Source organism: Mesocryomonas lacus (assembly GCF_055730135.2).
Genome location: NZ_JBUZWE020000001.1, coordinates 37,366 through 54,599 on the forward strand (window position 1 = coordinate 37,366; position 17,234 = coordinate 54,599).

At 68.1% G+C, this 17,234-nt stretch carries 8 protein-coding genes; 5 read left to right on the plus strand and 3 right to left on the minus strand.

The window, feature by feature from the left end:
- Positions 1-230 precede the first annotated feature (230 nt).
- Positions 231-3,452 carry an efflux RND transporter permease subunit gene (locus ACZLZY_RS00220; protein WP_472931387.1) on the minus strand — a complete coding sequence of 1,074 codons (3,222 nt, stop codon included), beginning with the start codon at positions 3,450-3,452 and terminating at the stop codon, positions 231-233.
- Positions 3,453-3,562: 110 nt separating this feature from the next.
- Positions 3,563-4,795, minus strand: coding sequence for an efflux RND transporter periplasmic adaptor subunit (locus ACZLZY_RS00225; RefSeq protein ID WP_472931388.1), 1,233 nt, complete (start codon positions 4,793-4,795; stop codon positions 3,563-3,565).
- A 153-nt stretch (positions 4,796-4,948) separates the two neighbouring features.
- Here ACZLZY_RS00225 and ACZLZY_RS00230 point away from each other — a divergent pair, with 153 nt between their 5' ends.
- The 3 genes from ACZLZY_RS00230 (at position 4,949) to ACZLZY_RS00240 (ending at position 7,796) form a co-directional block, all read left to right on the plus strand.
- A complete protein-coding gene (locus ACZLZY_RS00230) occupies positions 4,949-5,530 on the plus strand; it encodes a TetR/AcrR family transcriptional regulator (RefSeq protein WP_472931389.1) in 582 nt (193 codons plus the stop codon).
- 362 nt (positions 5,531-5,892) lie between these two features.
- Entirely contained in the window at positions 5,893-7,149 is a 1,257-nt protein-coding gene (locus tag ACZLZY_RS00235; protein ID WP_472931390.1) for an MFS transporter, read from the plus strand.
- A gap of 71 nt (positions 7,150-7,220) precedes the next feature.
- On the plus strand, positions 7,221-7,796 hold the full coding sequence (locus tag ACZLZY_RS00240) for a DUF1993 domain-containing protein (RefSeq protein WP_472931391.1): 576 nt from the start codon (positions 7,221-7,223) through the stop codon (positions 7,794-7,796).
- A 63-nt stretch (positions 7,797-7,859) separates the two neighbouring features.
- On the opposite strand, the gene ACZLZY_RS00245 is transcribed toward ACZLZY_RS00240, so the two are convergent.
- The gene (locus ACZLZY_RS00245; protein ID WP_472931392.1) at positions 7,860-8,582 is read right to left on the minus strand and encodes a DUF2161 domain-containing phosphodiesterase; all 723 of its coding nucleotides are present in this window, start codon (positions 8,580-8,582) and stop codon (positions 7,860-7,862) included.
- Positions 8,583-8,975: 393 nt separating this feature from the next.
- Here ACZLZY_RS00245 and ACZLZY_RS00250 point away from each other — a divergent pair, with 393 nt between their 5' ends.
- Positions 8,976-11,399, plus strand: a complete 2,424-nt coding sequence (locus ACZLZY_RS00250; protein WP_472931927.1) for a putative bifunctional diguanylate cyclase/phosphodiesterase — start codon at positions 8,976-8,978, stop codon at positions 11,397-11,399.
- 195 nt (positions 11,400-11,594) lie between these two features.
- Positions 11,595-17,072, plus strand: a complete 5,478-nt coding sequence (locus ACZLZY_RS00255; RefSeq protein WP_472931393.1) for an alpha-2-macroglobulin family protein — start codon at positions 11,595-11,597, stop codon at positions 17,070-17,072.
- Positions 17,073-17,234: the final 162 nt, after the last annotated feature.

Genomic DNA, 17,234 nt, shown 5'->3' on the forward strand with positions numbered 1-17,234 from the left:
CGACCGGGCGCTCCGGCGCTGCCTGTCTTCAGAAGCCCGGCAGCTGCAAAGCACTGAAATGCTGAACCCTTGAGCCCCCTGCCGCGGGGGGGGGCAGCGCGCCTTGGCGCTCTGCAGGCAGGACGCTGACGGCCTGAAACGGCGAAGGCGCGCGCCTTGCGGCACGCGCCTTCTGTCCGCACCGGCCTGGGGGGGGGGCGGCCGGTGCGAAGGGGGAGGGCCCGGAGCCTCTAGTGGGTTGCGGCCGGACCGCTGTCGGTGTGCGTCAGCGCCATCGGCACCGCCGCATGCGCCGGCGGGGCGTCGCCGCTCTTCTTCAGCGGCTTGTTGCCGCCGAGCGCGCGCACCAGCACGTAGAACACTGGCGTCAGGAACAGGCCGAAAGCCGTGACGCCGATCATGCCCGAGAACACCGCAACGCCCATCGCGTGCCGCATCTCGGCGCCGGCCCCGGTCGAGGAGACCAGCGGCAGGACGCCCATGATAAAGGCGAAGGAAGTCATCAGGATCGGCCTCAGACGCAGCCGCGACGCCTCCACCGCCGCCTTCATCGGCGTCATCCCCTCGAACTCCAGCTCGCGCGCGAACTCGACGATGAGGATGGCGTTCTTCGCTGACAGCCCCACCAGCACGATCAGGCCGATCTGGGTGAAGACGTTGTTGTCACCTCCCGTCAGCCAGACGCCAAACAGGGCGGCGAGGAGGCCCATCGGCACGATGAGGACGATCGAGATCGGCAGCGCCAGGCTCTCGTACTGCGCGGCGAGGACGAGGAAGACGAGGAGGATCGACAGCGGGAAGATCAGCACCGCGGAATTGCCGGCGATGATCTGCTGGTAGGTCAGCTCGGTCCATTCGAAGCTGATGCCCGCCGGGAGCGTTTCCGCCGCAATCCTTGCCACGGCGTCCTGCGCCTGGCCGGAGGAGAAGCCGGGCGCCGTGTTGCCGTTGACGTCGGCCGAGAGGAAGCCGTTGTAGCGCATCGCCCGCTCGGGCCCTGCCGTCTCGGTGACCTTCAGGAGCGCCGAGAGCGGGATCATCTCGCCGGTGGTCGACCGCACCTTCAATTTGCCGATGTCGTCGGCATGCGCCCGGAAGGCCGAATCGGCCTGCACGCGCACCGAGTAGGTCCGGCCGAACTTGTTGAAGTCGTTGACGTAGAGCGAGCCGAGATAGATCTGCAGCGTGTTGAAGATCTCCGGCAGCGGCACCGCCAACTGCCGCGCCTTGGTGCGGTCGACGTCGGCGTAGAGCTGCGGCACGTTCACCTGGTAGGAGGAGAACAGGCCGACCAGCTCCGGCGCCGTCTGCGCCTTGGCGAGAAAACCCTTCACCGCTGTGTCCAGCGCGTCGTAGCCGAGGCCGCCGCGGTCCTCGATCTGCAGCTTGAAGCCGCCGATCGCGCCGAGACCCGACACCGGCGGCGGCGGGAAGATGGCGCTGAAGCTCTCTTTTATGGCGCCGAGGTTCTGGTTCATCGTCATGGCGATGGCGCCGGCCGAGAGCTCGGGCGTCGTGCGCTCCTCGAACGGGGCAAGGCCGATGAAGACGATGCCGGAGTTCGACGAGTTGGTGAAGCCGTTGATCGACAGGCCGGGGAAGGCGATGGCGTTGGCGACGCCCGGAACCTTGAGCGCGATGTCGCTCATCCGGCGGATCACCTCTTCCGTGCGGTCGAGCGAGGCGCCGTCCGGCAGCTGGGTGAAGCCGACGAGATACTGCTTGTCCTGCGGCGGCACGAAGCCGCCGGGCACGGTGCGGAACATCAGGACGGTCGCGCCGACGAGGACGAGATAGACGCCCATCATCAGCGTCTTGCGGGAGATGACGCCGCCGACGCCGCGGCCATAGGCGTTGGAGCCGCGCGCGAACAGCCTGTTGAAGCCGCGGAACAGCCAGCCGAGCAGGAAGTCCATGCCCCGCGTCAGCCGGTCCTTCGGCGCGTCGTGGCTGCGCAGGAGGAGGGCGGCAAGCGCCGGCGAGAGGGTCAACGAGTTGAAGGCGGAGATCACCGTCGAGATCGCGATGGTGAGCGCGAACTGCTTGTAGAACTGGCCGGTGAGCCCGGTGATGAAGGCGAGCGGCACGAACACCGCGACCAGCACCAGCGCGATCGCGACGATCGGCCCTGAGACCTCGCGCATCGCCTGGTAGGTGGCGTCGCGCGGGTTCAGCCCCTTCTCGATGTTGCGCTCGACGTTCTCGACCACGACGATGGCGTCGTCGACGACGATGCCGATCGCCAGCACCAGGCCGAACAGGCTCAAAGCGTTGATCGAGAAGCCGAAGAGATGCATCACCGCAAACGTGCCGACGATCGATACCGGCACGGCGATCAGCGGGATGATCGAGGCCCGCCAGGTCTGCAGGAACAGGATGACGACGAGGACGACGAGGATCACCGCCTCGATCAGCGTGTGAACGACGGCCTCGATCGAGGCGCGGACGAACTGGGTGGTGTCGTAGACGATCTCGTAGTCGACATCCTCCGGCATGCCGGCCTTGATCTCTTTCATCGTCGTCCGGATCTTGTCGGCGATCTCGATGGCGTTGGAGCCGGGGGCCTGGAACACCGGCACGGCGACGGCCTGCTTATTGTTCAGAAGCGAGCGCAGTGCGTAGCTGGAGGCGCCGAGTTCGATCCGCGCGACATCCCGGAGATGGGTGATCGCCCCGGACGGGCTGGTCTTGACGATGATGTCGCCAAACTCCTCCTCGGTGGCGAGGCGGCCTTGCGCGTTCACCGAGAGCTGCAGGTCGACGTCCGGCTCGCCCGGCGAAGCGCCAACGGTGCCCGCGGCGGCCTGGACATTCTGGGCGCGGATTTCCGTCACGACGTCGCTGGCCGAGAGGCCGAGCTCGGCCGTCTTCTGCGGGTCGAGCCAGATCCGCATCGAATAGTCGCCGGAGCCGAACATCTGCACGTCGCCGACGCCGTCGATCCGGGCGAGCCGGTCCTTGACGTTGAGGAGAGCGTAGTTCCGGAGATAGGTGACGTCGTAGCGGCCCTTGGGCGAGGTCAGGTGGACGAGCAGCATCAGGTCGGGCGAGCTCTTGATCGTCGTCACGCCGAGCTGGCGCACCTCCTCCGGCAGCCGCGGCTCGGCCTGGCTGACGCGGTTCTGCACCAGCTGCTGCGCCTGATCGGGATCGGTGCCGATGCGGAAGGTGACGGTCAGCGTCATCAGGCCGTCGGTGGTCGCCTGGCTGCCCATGTAGAGCATGCCCTCGACGCCGTTGATGGCCTCCTCGATCGGCGTCGCCACGGTCTCGGCGATCACTTTCGGGTTGGCGCCGGGATAGTTGGCGCGCACCACCACCGAGGGCGGCACGACTTCCGGATATTCCGAGATCGGCAACGCCGTCAAAGACAGCAAGCCGCCGATGAAGATCATGAACGACAGGACGCCCGCGAAGACCGGCCGGTCGATGAAGAAGTTGGAGATGTTCATGGCGCGCAAGGTCCCTGAGAGCGCGAGGCCTCCCGAAGGGGAGGGCGCCCTGGCAGTGTGATGGCGTTGGATCGGACCGCCCGGACGGGCCGGGCGGTCTCAGAGATCGGCTATTTCGGCGGCGTCGCCTCGGAGACCTGCAGCTCGGCCGGCTCGGCCGCGCGCATGTCGACGACTTCCGGCGCCACCTCGGCGCCCGGCTTCACCCGCTGCAGGCCGTTGACGACGATGCGCTCGTCCGGCTTCAGGCCGGATGTGACGATGCGCAGGCCCTCGGCCCGATCGCCGAGCGCGACGGCGCGGTATTCCGCTTTGTTGTCGGCGCCGATCACGAAGACATACTTCTTGTCCTGGTCGGTGCCGACGGCGCGCTCGGAGATCAGGAGCGCGTCCTCGTTCTTGGCGCGTCCCATCGAGAGCCGCGCGAACTGGCCGGGCATCAGGCTGCCGTCGACATTGTCGAAGGCCGCACGCACGCGGACGGTGCCGCTGGCGGCGTCCACGGTATTGTCGATCAGCTGCAGCTTGCCCACGACCCCCGTGCGCCCGCCGGCATCCATATGCACCGGGATGCTCGAGACGAAATCGCGGGCGTTCGGGCCGACCGGCAGGCCGGACAAGGCTTTAGCGACGACGTCCTCGTCCGCCTCGAAGCTGGCATAGATCGGGCTCAGCGACACCAGTCGCGTCAGTACGGGGGAGGAGGGGCCGGCCTCGATCAGGTTGCCGGCGGTGACCTCGATCTTGCCGACCCGGCCGGCGATCGGCGCGCGGATCTCGGTGTAGCTGAGGTTGAGTTCGGCGGTCTGCAGCCCGGCCTTGGCGGCCGCGAGGTCGGCGATGGCGCTGAGCTCGGTGTTGATCCGCTGGTCGAAATTGCTCTCGGATACGGTGCGCGACTGCACCAGCTTCTTGCCGCGGTCGAGCTCGCTGCGGGCAAACGCGACACGCGACTCGGCGGCGGTCACGGCGGCCTTGGCGCGCGCCACCTCTGCGACGTAAGGGCGCGGGTCGACGGTGACGAGGAGATCGCCCTTGTTGACCAGCGCGCCCTCCTTGAAGTTCACCTTGTCGATGGCGCCGGCGACCCGCGAGCGCAAGTCGACATGGTCGACCGCCTCGAGGCGACCGGAGAAGCTGTTCCACGGCGTGATCGGCTGGCTGGTAACAACCGCGACCGACACCGGCATGGCCGGCATCGCGGCCGGCGCCGCAGCTTCCGCGGGCGTGACGGCCCGGCCGAACAGAGCATTGGTGTCAATCACGGACGACGCGGCCGCAAGCGCTGCGACAAGCACGACGCCACCGAGAAGAACGTTGCGGAAATGGGGCCGATGGGTCATGAGAATGCTCCTCGCTGGCGGCGTCGACCGGTTACGGAACGTTTAGTTGACGTTTCATACCGGTCGGTATAGGTCCCAGATAGGTGCCTCTGGTACAGCCTGTCAACCGCTATTATATACCGGTCAGTATTTTTCTTTTAGGAGACCAAGACAATGGGCCGGCCCCGCGAGTTCGACGTCGACGAGGCGCTTCAAGCCGCAATGGTGCTGTTCTGGCGCAAGGGTTACGAGGGCACCTCGCTCACGGACCTGACCGAGGGCATGGGCATCACCCGGCCGAGCCTCTACGGCACCTTCGGCAATAAGGAAGAGCTGTTCCGCAAGGCGCTTGAGCGCTACGAGCAAGGCTATATGGGCTTCTTCCGCGTGGCGATGGACAAGCCGACCTCGCGCGGCGTCGTCGAGTTCATGCTGCAATCCTATGTCGATGCGCTGACGGCCACCTGCAATCCCGGCGGCTGCATGGGCATCAATGCCGCCATGGCCTGCAGCGAGGCCTCCGCCGAAGTGCAGAAGGCGGTGATCGAGAAACGCAAGTTCGGCGAGCAGGCGCTGGCCGAGCGGCTGGCGCGGGCGAAGGAAGAGGGCGATCTGCCGCCCGATTCCGACCCGGTCGATCTCGCCTGCTACGTCATGACCGTGGCGCAGGGCATGGCCGTCCAGGCCGTCGCCGGCGCCGACCGGGCCGCGCTCTACAAGGTCGCCGAGATGACGCTGCGCGCCTGGCCGAGCTGACCGGCTGCCGCACGAGGACGGTTGGTCCGCCCGCTGCCGGAGCTTCGGACAATTCACCGCCGATCGCGCATCCACCGTTGACAACTCCCACCTCTCCTAGATACATACCGATGAGTATAAAACTCATCGGTGCCTGTCGCCGTCCCGACATTCGTCCGGCGGCACTTTCCGTCTGATCCTTTTCGCCTCGGCTTCTGCCGGAGGTCACCGCTTCGGCTGGCCAATGGCCCGTGGCGCGTGACCCGGCTTGGAGCCGCTCTGCCCGTGGGCCGCTGCCTCCAGCAGCGGTCCACGGGTGTCCTTCGTTCGCCCTGCGCTCTGCCGCGGGCGTTTCGAGATCCCCCATCCCGGAGAGTCGGCCCATGTCTGTGACTTCAATCACTGAAGACGGCGTTCCCGACGCTTTGCCGGCGACATCGCTGCTGCGTTCCTGGCTCGCCGTCCTGTCGGTCGCCGTCGGTGCCTTTGCCTTCGTCACCAGCGAGTTCCTGCCGGTCGGCCTCTTGACCCGGATCGCCGCCGACCTCGGCGTCAGCGCCGGGGCGGCCGGCCAGATGGTAACCATGCCCGGCATCCTCGGCGCCATCGCCGCGCCTTTCCTCACCGTTGCCGCCGGCAAGCTCGACCGCAAGCTGGTGCTCTGCCTTCTCACCGCGCTGGTGATCGTCTCCAACCTCATCGTCGCCTTCGCGCCGGACCTGACGATCCTTCTCGCCGGCCGCATCCTGCTCGGCTTCAGCATCGGCGGCTTCTGGTCCTTCGCCGTCAGCCTTGGCCTGCGCCTCGTCCACACCGCCTCGGCGGAAAGGGCGACGGCGGTCATCCTCACCGGCATTTCACTCGGCACCGTCTGCGGCGTCCCGGCCGGGGCGCTCGTCGGCGATGCCTTCGGCTGGCGCATGGCCTTCATCCTCACCGCAGTCCTCTCGGGGGTCGTGCTCCTCGTCCAGATCACTTGCCTGCCGCGCCTGCCGGCGCTGCGCGTGGTGCGCACCGCCGATCTCCTCGCGCTCTTCCGCGTCGCCAAGGCGCGTCTTGGCCTCGTCGCCACGGCGCTGGCGATCACCGGTCACTTCGCCGCCTACACCTATCTCGCGCCCTTGCTGGAGGGGATCGCCCGGCTCGACCCGTCGACGATCACGCTGGTGCTGGTCGCCTACGGCGCCACCGGCATTGCCGGCAATTTCCTCGGCGGCATACTGGTCGCCCGCAACGTCCGCGCCGGCCTTCTCGTCACCACGCTGATGCTCGGCACGGCGCTTCTCGCCACCGCGGCCTTCGGCCACGTCCCGGCCGCCACCATCGGGCTCGTCGCGCTTTGGGGGCTGGCTTTCGGTGCGGTGCCGATCTCGGTGCAGACCTGGATGTTCAAGGCGGCGCCCGATGCGCTGGAGAGCGGCTCGGCGCTGCTGGTCTCGACCTTCCAGATCTCGATCGCCTCGGGTGCGCTGTTCGGCGGTCTCGTGGTAGATGGCATCGGCGTCTCCGGCGCCATGCTGTTCGGCGGCGTGCTGGCGCTGCTCGCCGCCGGCGTCGTCGTGCTGCTGCTCGGTGAGCCGCGCTCGGCCGTCTCTGCCCCGGCCGGCCAGCCTTCCTCCGGCGGGCCCGCCGCCCGCTGACATCCGCCGGGCTCGCCGCGAGCCCAAGCGTGCTCGCTCCCTCGTTTCCGTTCCCTCTGCAGGAGATTTCCATGTCCCTTTCGATCCACAGCGCCAGTGTCGGCATCATGACGCGGATGCTCGGCAACCTGTCGACGCTCCTCGATCTCGCGGTCGTGCACGCCGAGAAGAACGGCATCGACCCCAACAGCTACGTCACCGCGTGCCTCGCACCCGACATGAAGCCGCTCTCGGCGCAGATCCAGTTCGCCAGCGACAGCGCCAAGGGCGCCGGCGCCCGGCTCTCCGGCGTTGAGGCGCCGAGCTTTGCCGACACCGAGGCGACGATGGCCGAACTGAAGGAGCGGATCGCCAAGACCATCGCCTTCCTCGGCAGCGTCGACCGCGCCGAAGTGGATGCGAGCGCCGACCGCACCGTCGAGCTAAAGGCAGGCGGCGGCACCCGCAGCTTCCGCGGCGCCGACTATCTCGAGCAGTTCGCGCTGCCGAACTTCTTCTTCCACGTCTCGATCGCTTACGGCATCCTGCGCGCCGAGGGCGTGCCGCTCGGCAAGCTCGACTATCTCGGCGCCCGCCCGGCGGCCGAGGAAACCCCGATGCCCGAGCAGGTGCAGGCGGCAACGCCGCTGTTCAGCCAGTTCGGCTGATCCCGGCAGCCTGCCGCACCAACGCTTTCCCTCGGCCCGGGCGCATTGTCCGGGCCGCTTTCGTCATGGCGCGAGCGGCTCGTCGGGCGTGGCCTCTAGCGCCTGCGGCCAGCGCTGCAGCGCCGCGCGGCCGGCCTCGGTGATCGCATAGATCCCGCGCGTCGGATTGACGAACCAGCCATAGACGTTGCGCCGGAGGATCGTCGGCGCCTTCTCCACCACGGGCGTGATGTCGCGCGGCCTCAGGGGCCCGGCCTCCAGCATCGCCGCGCAGGTCAGCGCCGCTTGCCGGTAGGCGGTCATCACCGGCGCGCGCGAGCCGCCGCCGAGCACCGGGTCGCCGCGCCGCCTCTGGTGCTCCGAGATCAGTGCCGAGCGCTTGCGCGGATTGCGCTTGGGCGCCGCCGCATCGGGGCTCAGCAGCACCTCGACCGCGCCGGCCTCGGTGACGCCGAGGAGCCCGAAGCCGAGCCGCCGGCAGAGGTTTCTAAAACGCGCATCGCCCTCGCGTCCCTTGCCCTTCTTCGACAGCCGCGCCGCCAGCCAGACTTCGTCGGCCACCGCCGCCCGTTCGACGCCCTGCAGGACCAGTTCGAGGTTGAAGCTCATCTTCAGTTCGCAGACGACGACCAGCGGCGGCGCGTCGCTGCTGAGACCCATCAGGTCGCAGCTGCCGACCTCGCCCTTGACGGTGAAGCCGAGGGTTTCGAGGAAGGTCTTCACGGGAGCGGAGAGGGTGGTTTCCAGGGGAGCGATCCTGTTGACGTAAAAGGTTTTCCTGACCACAGCCGCGGCCGGGCGTAAAGCATTGTCACGCAAAAGGCGGTTCCGCCGGGGCAAGGTCACTGCTTTCCTCCGCCGGCAAATACCGCCGGGTGCCATCTGAAGAAAAACGGCGATGAGGTCCGAAAGCAGTAGGCGCGCTGTCGAAAGCTTTTGCCCGGCTAAAGTCTATTAAGGGAAACTTGGGGGGTTTAACGGCATGGTTCAGCCGACTAAGCCCGAAATCGGACCAGGCATGCAACCAGACCGCGACGACCGGATCAATACTGATGCGCCCTTGGCTGCAGCAGTATCGGCGCGCGCACGCCCCGAGTGCCGCGGCGTGATGACGGTCCCGGCAGTCTCAGCATGTCGATAAAACTCAAGCTTCTGCTCGGATGTCTTTGCTTGACCATCGTGACCATCGTGGTCGGGGTGTTCGCGCAGCATTCGCAGATCCGGATCGGCGATCTCGCCGTGCAGATTTATGATGACGCACTTCTGTCCAGTAACGGCCTGCGTTCGGCGCAGAATCACATGGTGCAGCTCGACGCCGTCTTCCGGCGGGAGAAGGGCGAAAACGACGCGACACCGCTTACTCCCGCGCAGAGCCAGTATTTCAGCTCCGAGATTGCCGCCGTCATCGCCGATCTCTCGGTCGCCGGCGAGGGCTCGATCTCGGAGGAGGGCCGGGCGGCGACGGACGCCATCCAGCGCCGGCTGATGCGGCTGAAGGCGAGCAACGGCGCGTTGACCGGCCGGATGCTGCTGCGCGAGCTTGGCGCCGCCAACGAGGAGGTCGACGCCGCGGTGCGGGTGTTTGCGGCCGACGCCTATGGCGTGCGCAACAATGTCGAGCGTCTCATTGCGGTCTCCGTCGACCGGACCTGGATGGCGATGGGGCTGGCGATGCTGATCGCCGTGGCGATCTCCTACAGCCTGTCGCGCACCATCGTTCCGGCCATGCGCAACGCCCTCGCCATCGCCAAGTCGATCGCTGCCGGCAACTTCCAGAACACGATCACCCCGAGCGGCGGCAGCGAGACCGCCGAGCTCCTGACCGCGCTCGCGGTGATGCAGGACAGCATCTCCCAGCATTTCGGCAAGATCGAAACGCAGGTGGCGACGCAGGCCGACGTCTACGACGGACAGATCGCCATCCAGAACGTCCGCTTCGAGGCGGCGTTGAACAACATGACGCAGGGCCTCTGCATGTTCGACGGCAAGGCCCGGCTGGTCGTCTTCAACCGCCGCTTCACCGAGCTTTTCGGCACCTTCGAACTCGGCCAGCCGCTGGCGACCATCGCCCGGCACCCGAACCTCGATGGCGTCCTCACCGCGGCGAACGGCAGCTTCTTCACGCGCGAGATGCAGGGCGGCCGCATGCTCGCCGTCTCGCGCCAGATCATCAGTGCTGGCGGTCAGGTCTTCACCTTCGAGGATATCACCGAGAGCCATACCGCCGCCGAGCGGCTGACCTACCTCGCCAACCACGATCCCCTGACCGACCTGCCCAACCGCACCCGTCTGCGCGAGCGGCTGGAGGAAGTCGACCGCGATACCGGCAAGGGCCCGCCCGCTGCCGTGCTTTGCCTCGATCTCGACGGGTTCAAGTTCGTCAACGATACGCTCGGCCATCCCGTCGGCGACCAGTTGCTGCGGGCCGTGGCCGAGCGTCTCCTCGAGTCCACCGGCGCTGAGGATCTCGTCGCGCGCATCGGCGGCGACGAGTTCGCCATCGTCCAGGTTGGCAAGCTGCAGCCGATCGCGGCGGAGGTCCTGGCGCAGCAGGTGACAACCGCCCTCGGCCAGCCCTTCCAGATCGAGCATCACCGGATTTCGATCGGCGTGTCGATCGGCATCGTCGTCGCCGGCGCCGCGCCGCGCGGCGTCACCGACACCAGCGACAGCGGCGGCTTCTCGCTGATGAAGAGCGCTGACCTCGCGCTCTATGCCGCCAAGAGCCGCGGCCGCAACACCTACTGCTTCTTCGAGCCGGCGATGGACGAGCGAATCCGGCTGCGCCGCGCCACCGAGATCGACCTCGGCAAGGCGCTCGAGCAGAACCAGCTCGAGCTGGCCTACCAGCCCTTCGTCAACGTGCCCCGGCACCTGGTCTCCGGCTTCGAGGCACTGCTGCGCTGGCGCCATCCGACGCGCGGCATGATCTCGCCGGCCGACTTCATCCCGATCGCCGAGGAGGTCGGGCTGATCGAGCCGATCGGCCTCTGGGTGCTGGAGACCGCCTGCCGGCATGCGGCGGACTGGCCGGCCAACCTCTCGGTCTCGGTCAACCTGTCGCCGGTGCAGTTCCGCAGCCCGACGCTGTTCGCCGACGTGCGCCGCATCGTCCTGGCCAGCGGCCTCGAGCCCAACCGGCTGCAGCTCGAGGTGACCGAGAGCGTCCTGCTGCACGACACCGCGGGCGTCCTCTCGGTGCTGACGGCGTTCCGCAAGCTCGGCATCCGTATTTCGATGGATGATTTCGGCACCGGCTACTCTTCTCTTGGCTACCTATCGAAATTTCCGTTCGACAAGGTCAAGATCGACCAGTCCTTCGTTCGCGACCTGTCGAAGCGCGAGAACCTTGCCGTCGTCAGGGCCGTCATCGGCCTTTCCAAGGCGATGGGCATCGCCGTCATCGCCGAGGGCGTCGAGACCGCCGAGCAGCGCGACATCCTGCTCGGCGAGTCCTGCGAGGAGATGCAAGGCTACTTCTTCTCGACGCCCAAGCCGCTGAAGGACTTGCCGGAATTCCTCCTGAGCTTCAGCCCGGACAGTCCCTCTGCCGTGCCGAGCACGCCGCCGCTGCCCGCCGTCGCCGGCGCCACCGGCAGCTGATCCCCACTGCCGCTGCTGGACGCTTTGCCGCTCGCCGTCGCCCGGTCGATGGCGGACGCGAGGCCCATGTGGGCAACGGCCAACCGCCCATGAAACCGCTGGTATGCGACGGGGAAGCAGACTAGCTTTCCCGTGGGAACAGTCTGCGGCGGCGGGGGATCGGTCATGGGCATCCGGGTCATTCGGGACATCGGCATGAGAGGCGGACTGCGCGGCATCGGCGCGTCTCTCGTGGCGGGTCTGCTGCTGTTCTCGGCCGGTACCTCTGTGGCTGAGGAGTCCGAGCGCCGCATCGTCGCCTCGCCGAAGTCCGACTATTTCGGCGGCGACTACGACATCCTGAAGAATGTCGACGCGAACATCTGCGAAACCGCCTGTCTTGCCGACGACCGCTGCCAGGCGTTCACCCTCAACACCAAGACCAAATGGTGCTTCCTCAAGGAATCGATCGGCGAGCTGCGCTTCTCGGAGGGCGCAACGTCCGGCCGGATAGCCGCGGCCGTCGTGGTTTCCGAGGACCAGGTCGCCGAGCGCGAGGCCGAGCTCGCCTTCCTGCCGCGCGCGCAGATCGAGGCGGCCGCGCAGCTGCGCCTTGCCGTGGTGGACGAGGAGAAGGACACGAGCCTCGACGACGCCACGCTGCTCGCCGATGCCGCGGCGGCGGGCGATGCGGGCGAGCGCGCCCGGCTTTACCGCGAGGCGTTGAAGCGCGATGCCATGCTGTCCGAGGCCTGGACCGGCCTCGCGCGGGCAACGCTCGCCTTCACCTCCGAAGACTACCAGCAGAAATCCGACAACGACGCCCTCCGGGGTCCGTCCGCCATCAACGCCTACGTCACCGCGGCCGATGATGCGGGCAAGGCCGCGGCCCTCGACCTCCTGGCGCAAGGCCAGTCGCTCGGCGAGGACTGGGTCGGCGCGATCAAGAGCTGGCGCGCCAGCGTCAAGCTTGTCGCCGACGCCGGCGCCGAGAAGCGCCTCGCCGACGCCATCGGCAGCCATGGCTTCCGCATCACTGAGAACACCGTCGACAACAATGCCGCCCATCCCCGCATCTGCCTGAACTTTTCCGAGCCGCTGGCGCCTTCGCTGGTCAATTCCGAAACCGCCGGCGACTTCATCTCGGTCGAGGGCGGCGACAGCCTGCCGGTTTCGGCCACCGGCTCGCAGATCTGCGTCGATGGCGTCACACACGGCGCGCGCTACCGCATCCTCGCGCGCCGCGGCATTCTCGCCGCCTCGGGCGAGATGCTGACGAAGCCGGCCGACATCTCGGTCTACGTCCGCGACCGCGATCCCACCGCCCGCTTCGCCTCCAACGCCTATGTCCTGCCGGCCGGCGGCGAGGCGTCGATCCCGGTCACCACCGTCAATACCGACGTGATCGAGGCCCGGCTGATGCGGGTCGGCGACCGCCAGCTCGCCCGCACCATCACCGACAGCCGTTTTCTGCAGCAGTTCTCGTCCTACGAGGTCGACGACATCGCCGCGAACCAGGGCGAGGAAGTCTGGAAGGGTGTCGTCGACGTCGCCCGCAAGACCAACGAGGAGGTCGTCACCGCGATCCCCGTCTCGGCGCTGGTCAAGGACCTGAAGCCCGGCGTCTACTTGCTCTCGGCCAAGGCCCGCAACGGCAAGAAGACCTACGAGACGCAAGCGACGCAGTGGTTCGTCCTCACCGACATCGGCCTCACCACGTTTGCCGCCGAGGACGGTTTCCATGTCTTCGCCCGCTCGCTCGGCACCGCCGGGCCGCTGGCCGGCATAAAGCTCGACCTCATCGCCGCCAACAACAACGTGCTGGGCACCGTCACCACCGACGACAAGGGTTATGCGAGGCTGTCCGCCGGGCTGATGCGCGGCACCGCCGGCGACCGGCCGGCCGTCCTCACCGCCGCCGGCAAGGAGGCCGCGGACTTCTCCTTCCTCGACCTCACCGCGACGCCCTTCGACCTCACCGACCGCGGCGTCGAGGGCAGGGCGCCCGCCGGCGCGCTGGACGTGTTCCTGACCTCCGACCGCGGCATCTACCGCACCGGCGACACCGCCTTCTTCACCGGCATGATGCGCGACGCGCGCGGCGAGGGCGTCACCGGGCTGACGCTGACCGGCATCGTCACCCGCCCCGACGGCGTCGAGTTCTCGCGCGAGCAGATCGTCGACGAAGCCGCCGGCGGCTTCGACTGGGCCGTGGTCTTCCCCGACAACGCCATGCGCGGCACCTGGAAAATGGCGCTCTACACCGATCCGAAGCGTCCCTCGCTGACCGAGAAGACCGTCCTCGTCGACGATTTCGAGCCGCAGAAGATCGCCTTCGACCTTGGGCTCGACGCCGAGGTGTTCGACTCCGCCGCGCCGCCGACCGCCTCGCTCGACGTGCGCTATCTCTTCGGTGCCGTGGCGCCGGGTCTCGAGGTCACCGCCGACGCCGTCATCCAGCCGGCGACCGAGGTCGCGGGCTTTGCCGGATACAGTTTCGGCCTTGCCGACGACGCGCCGACGGCGACGCGCATGTCCTTCGATCCCGGCACGACCGACGAGGCGGGCCATGCCGATCTCGTCGTCGCGCCTTTCGAGGCGCCCTCGACCACGCGGCCGCTGGAGGCCTCGGTCGTGGTCTGGGTGACCGATGCCGGCGGCCGGCCGGTAGAGCAGAGCCTTGACCTGCCGCTCGCCGGCACCAAGCCGCGCATCGGCGTGAAGCCGCTGTTCGACGGTGCCGTGGGCGAGGGCGCCGAGGCCGCGTTCGAGGTGGTGGCGCTCGACCCGGCGATGCAGCGCGCCGCGCTGCCGAAGGTCGCCTGGGTGCTGAACAAGGTGAACCTCGACTACCAGTGGTACCAGACCAATGGCCGCTGGAACTATGAGCCGGTCCGCACCGAGGAACGGGTCGCGAGCGGCACGCTGGACCTTACCGAGACCGATCTCGGCCGGATCGCCGTGCCGGTGAAATGGGGCGGCTACGAACTGGTGCTGACCGACCCCGCGGGCAACGCTTTGCCGGCAAGCGTCACTTTCGACGCCGGCTGGTACGTCGCGGCCGCCACCGCCGAGACGACGGATATCCTCAAGGTCTCGCTCGACAAGCCGAAATACGCCATCGGCGACAAGGCCGTGGTGCATGTCGAGCCGCGCTTTGCCGGCAAGGTCGAGGTGCTCGTGATGGACGAGCGCGTCATCACTATGCAGAGCGCCGATATTCCGGCGGAAGGCGGCGACGTCACGCTCGACGTCACCCGCGACTGGGGCCCGGGCGTCTACGTCGCCGCCGTGCTCTACCGCCCGATGGACATCACCGAGAAGCGCATGCCGGGCCGCGCCATCGGCCTGACCCACGCCGCCGTCGATCCCGGCGCACGGGCGCTGGCCGTCTCGCTCGATGCGCCGGCGACGATCGTGCCGCGCCAGACGATCAATGTTGGCCTCACCGTCGACGGCGTCGCGCCGGGCGACACCGCTTATGTCACGCTCGCCGCCGTCGACGTCGGCATCCTCAACATCACCAGCTTCGAGGCGCCGTCGCCGCAGGAGTTCTATTTCGGCCAGCGCCGCCTCGGCGTCGAGATCCGCGACCTCTACTCGAAACTGATCGACCGCATGCAAGGCGCGCCGGGCGCGGTCCGCTCGGGCGGCGACGCCGGGGCCTCGATGGTCTCGCCGCCGCCGATGGACGAGCTCGTCGCGATCTTCTCCGGCATCGTCACCATCGGCCCCGACGGCAAGGCCAGCATTCCCGTCACCGTGCCCGATTTCAACGGCACGCTGAAGCTGATGGCCGTCGGCTGGTCGAAGACCGGCGTCGGCCAGGCGAGCCAGGACATGGTGGTCCGCGATCCCATCGTCATGCAGGTCAGCCAGCCGCGCTTCCTCGCGCCGGGCGACACCTCGCGCATCTCCATCGACATCACCCATGTCGAGGGCCCGGTCGGTGCGGTCCGGCTGGCGCTCACCGGCGGTGACGGCATCGTCCGGCTCGAGGCCAATGCCACCGCCGATCTCACCCTCTCCGAAAAGGGCCACCAGCGCATTCTGGTGCCGGTCACCGCCGAGACAGTCGGCGATGCCGGCATGACGCTGGCGATGACGACGCCGGACGGCACCGTCCTCACCAAAAATTTCGGCTTGCCGGTGCGCTCCATCGCGCCGGAGACGGTGACGAAATCAGCGTTCGAGGTCGCCGCCAAGGGCGGCACGCTGACGCTCGGCGACGACATCTTCGCCGACTTCGTGCCGGACACGGCGCGGGCGACAGTCTCGATCACCGGCCTCGGCGGCTTCGACGTCGCTGGCGTCGTGCGGGCGCTCGACCGCTACCCCTATGGCTGCACCGAGCAGCTGACCAGCCGCGCCATGCCGCTGGTCTACCTCGACCAGACCATCCTCGCGGCCGGGCTCTCCGGCGGCGAGGACGTCGCCAAGCGGGTCAACGACGCGATCTCCGGCGTCCTTGCCAACCAGTCGTCCTCCGGCGGGTTCGGCCTCTGGCAGCCGGACTCGGGCGATCTCTGGCTCGATGCCTATGTCACCGACTTCCTCACCCGCGCCCGCGAGACCGGCTACGCCGTGCCCGCCGAGAGCTTCACGCTGGCGCTCGACAACCTGAAGAACAGCATCAACTATCTGCCGGAGAAGCCGGACTTCGGTCCGGTCGCCTATGCCTATTACGTCCTCGCCCGCAACGGCCGCGCGGCGATCGGCGATCTCCGGTATTACGCCGACAACGAGGTTCAGAACTTTGCGACGCCGCTCGCCAAGGCGCATCTTGCGGCAGCGCTCGCCCTCTATGGCGACCGGGTGCGCGCCGAAAGCGTCTTCCGCACGGCGGTCGGCGCGGCCGAAAACGACAGCGACCCGGCCCGCGCCGTCCGCAGCGACTACGGTACGGCCCTGCGCGACGGCGCCGCGGTCCTGACCCTTGGCGTCGAGAGCCAGATCGACGGCGTCGACTTCGCCGGACTGGTCCGGCAGGTCGGGCTGAAGCGGTCGGAGAAGCGCTATACCTCGACCCAGGAAGACGCCTGGTCGCTGATGGCCGCCCATGCGCTCCTCTCCAGCCGGCCACCCAGCCTCACCATCGACGGCGAGGACCGCGAGGGCGCCTTCGCCGGTTCCTACGACATCGCCGCCTTGGCGACGCCGAAGAGCTTTGTGAACCGTGGCGCCGAGAAGGTCTCCGCCGAGATGACGCTCGCCGGCGTGCCGAAGGTCGCGCCACCCGCCGATGCCAGCGGCTACGCCATCACCCGCAGCTACTACACGCTGGACGGCGCCGAGGCCGATCCGACGACGGTCGGCCAGGGCGACCGTCTCGTCGCGCTCATCGAGGTCCAGCCGTCGGACGGCGACGCTGCGCGGCTGATCATCAACGATCCGCTGCCGGCCGGCTTCGAGATCGACAACCCGGCGATCCTGCGCGGCGGCGACGTCGCGGCGCTCGACTTCCTGGACTTGACCGGCACGGCCGCTCACACCGAGTTCCGCGCCGACCGGTTCATCGTTTCGGTCAACAAGGCAAGCGGGCTGCAGGGGGCGATGCGCTTCGCCTACATCGTGCGCGCCATCTCGCCGGGCACCTTCGTCCACCCCGCTGCGGTGGTGGAAGACATGTACCGTCCCGACCGCCGCGGCAGCACCGACCAGTCGAGCGTGACGGTGGTCGGCGCGCTGCGGTAGGGGCGGAGGCCAATGTTCAGCCGAGGACCGCTCGGCGCACCCCCCTCTGGCCTGCCGGCCATCTCCCCCTCAGGTGGGGAGATCGGCTTGTCGCAGACGGCGGTGAGACTGATCTCCCCCCTTGAGGGGGAGATGCCTGTAGGCAGAGGGGGGTGGGCGCCG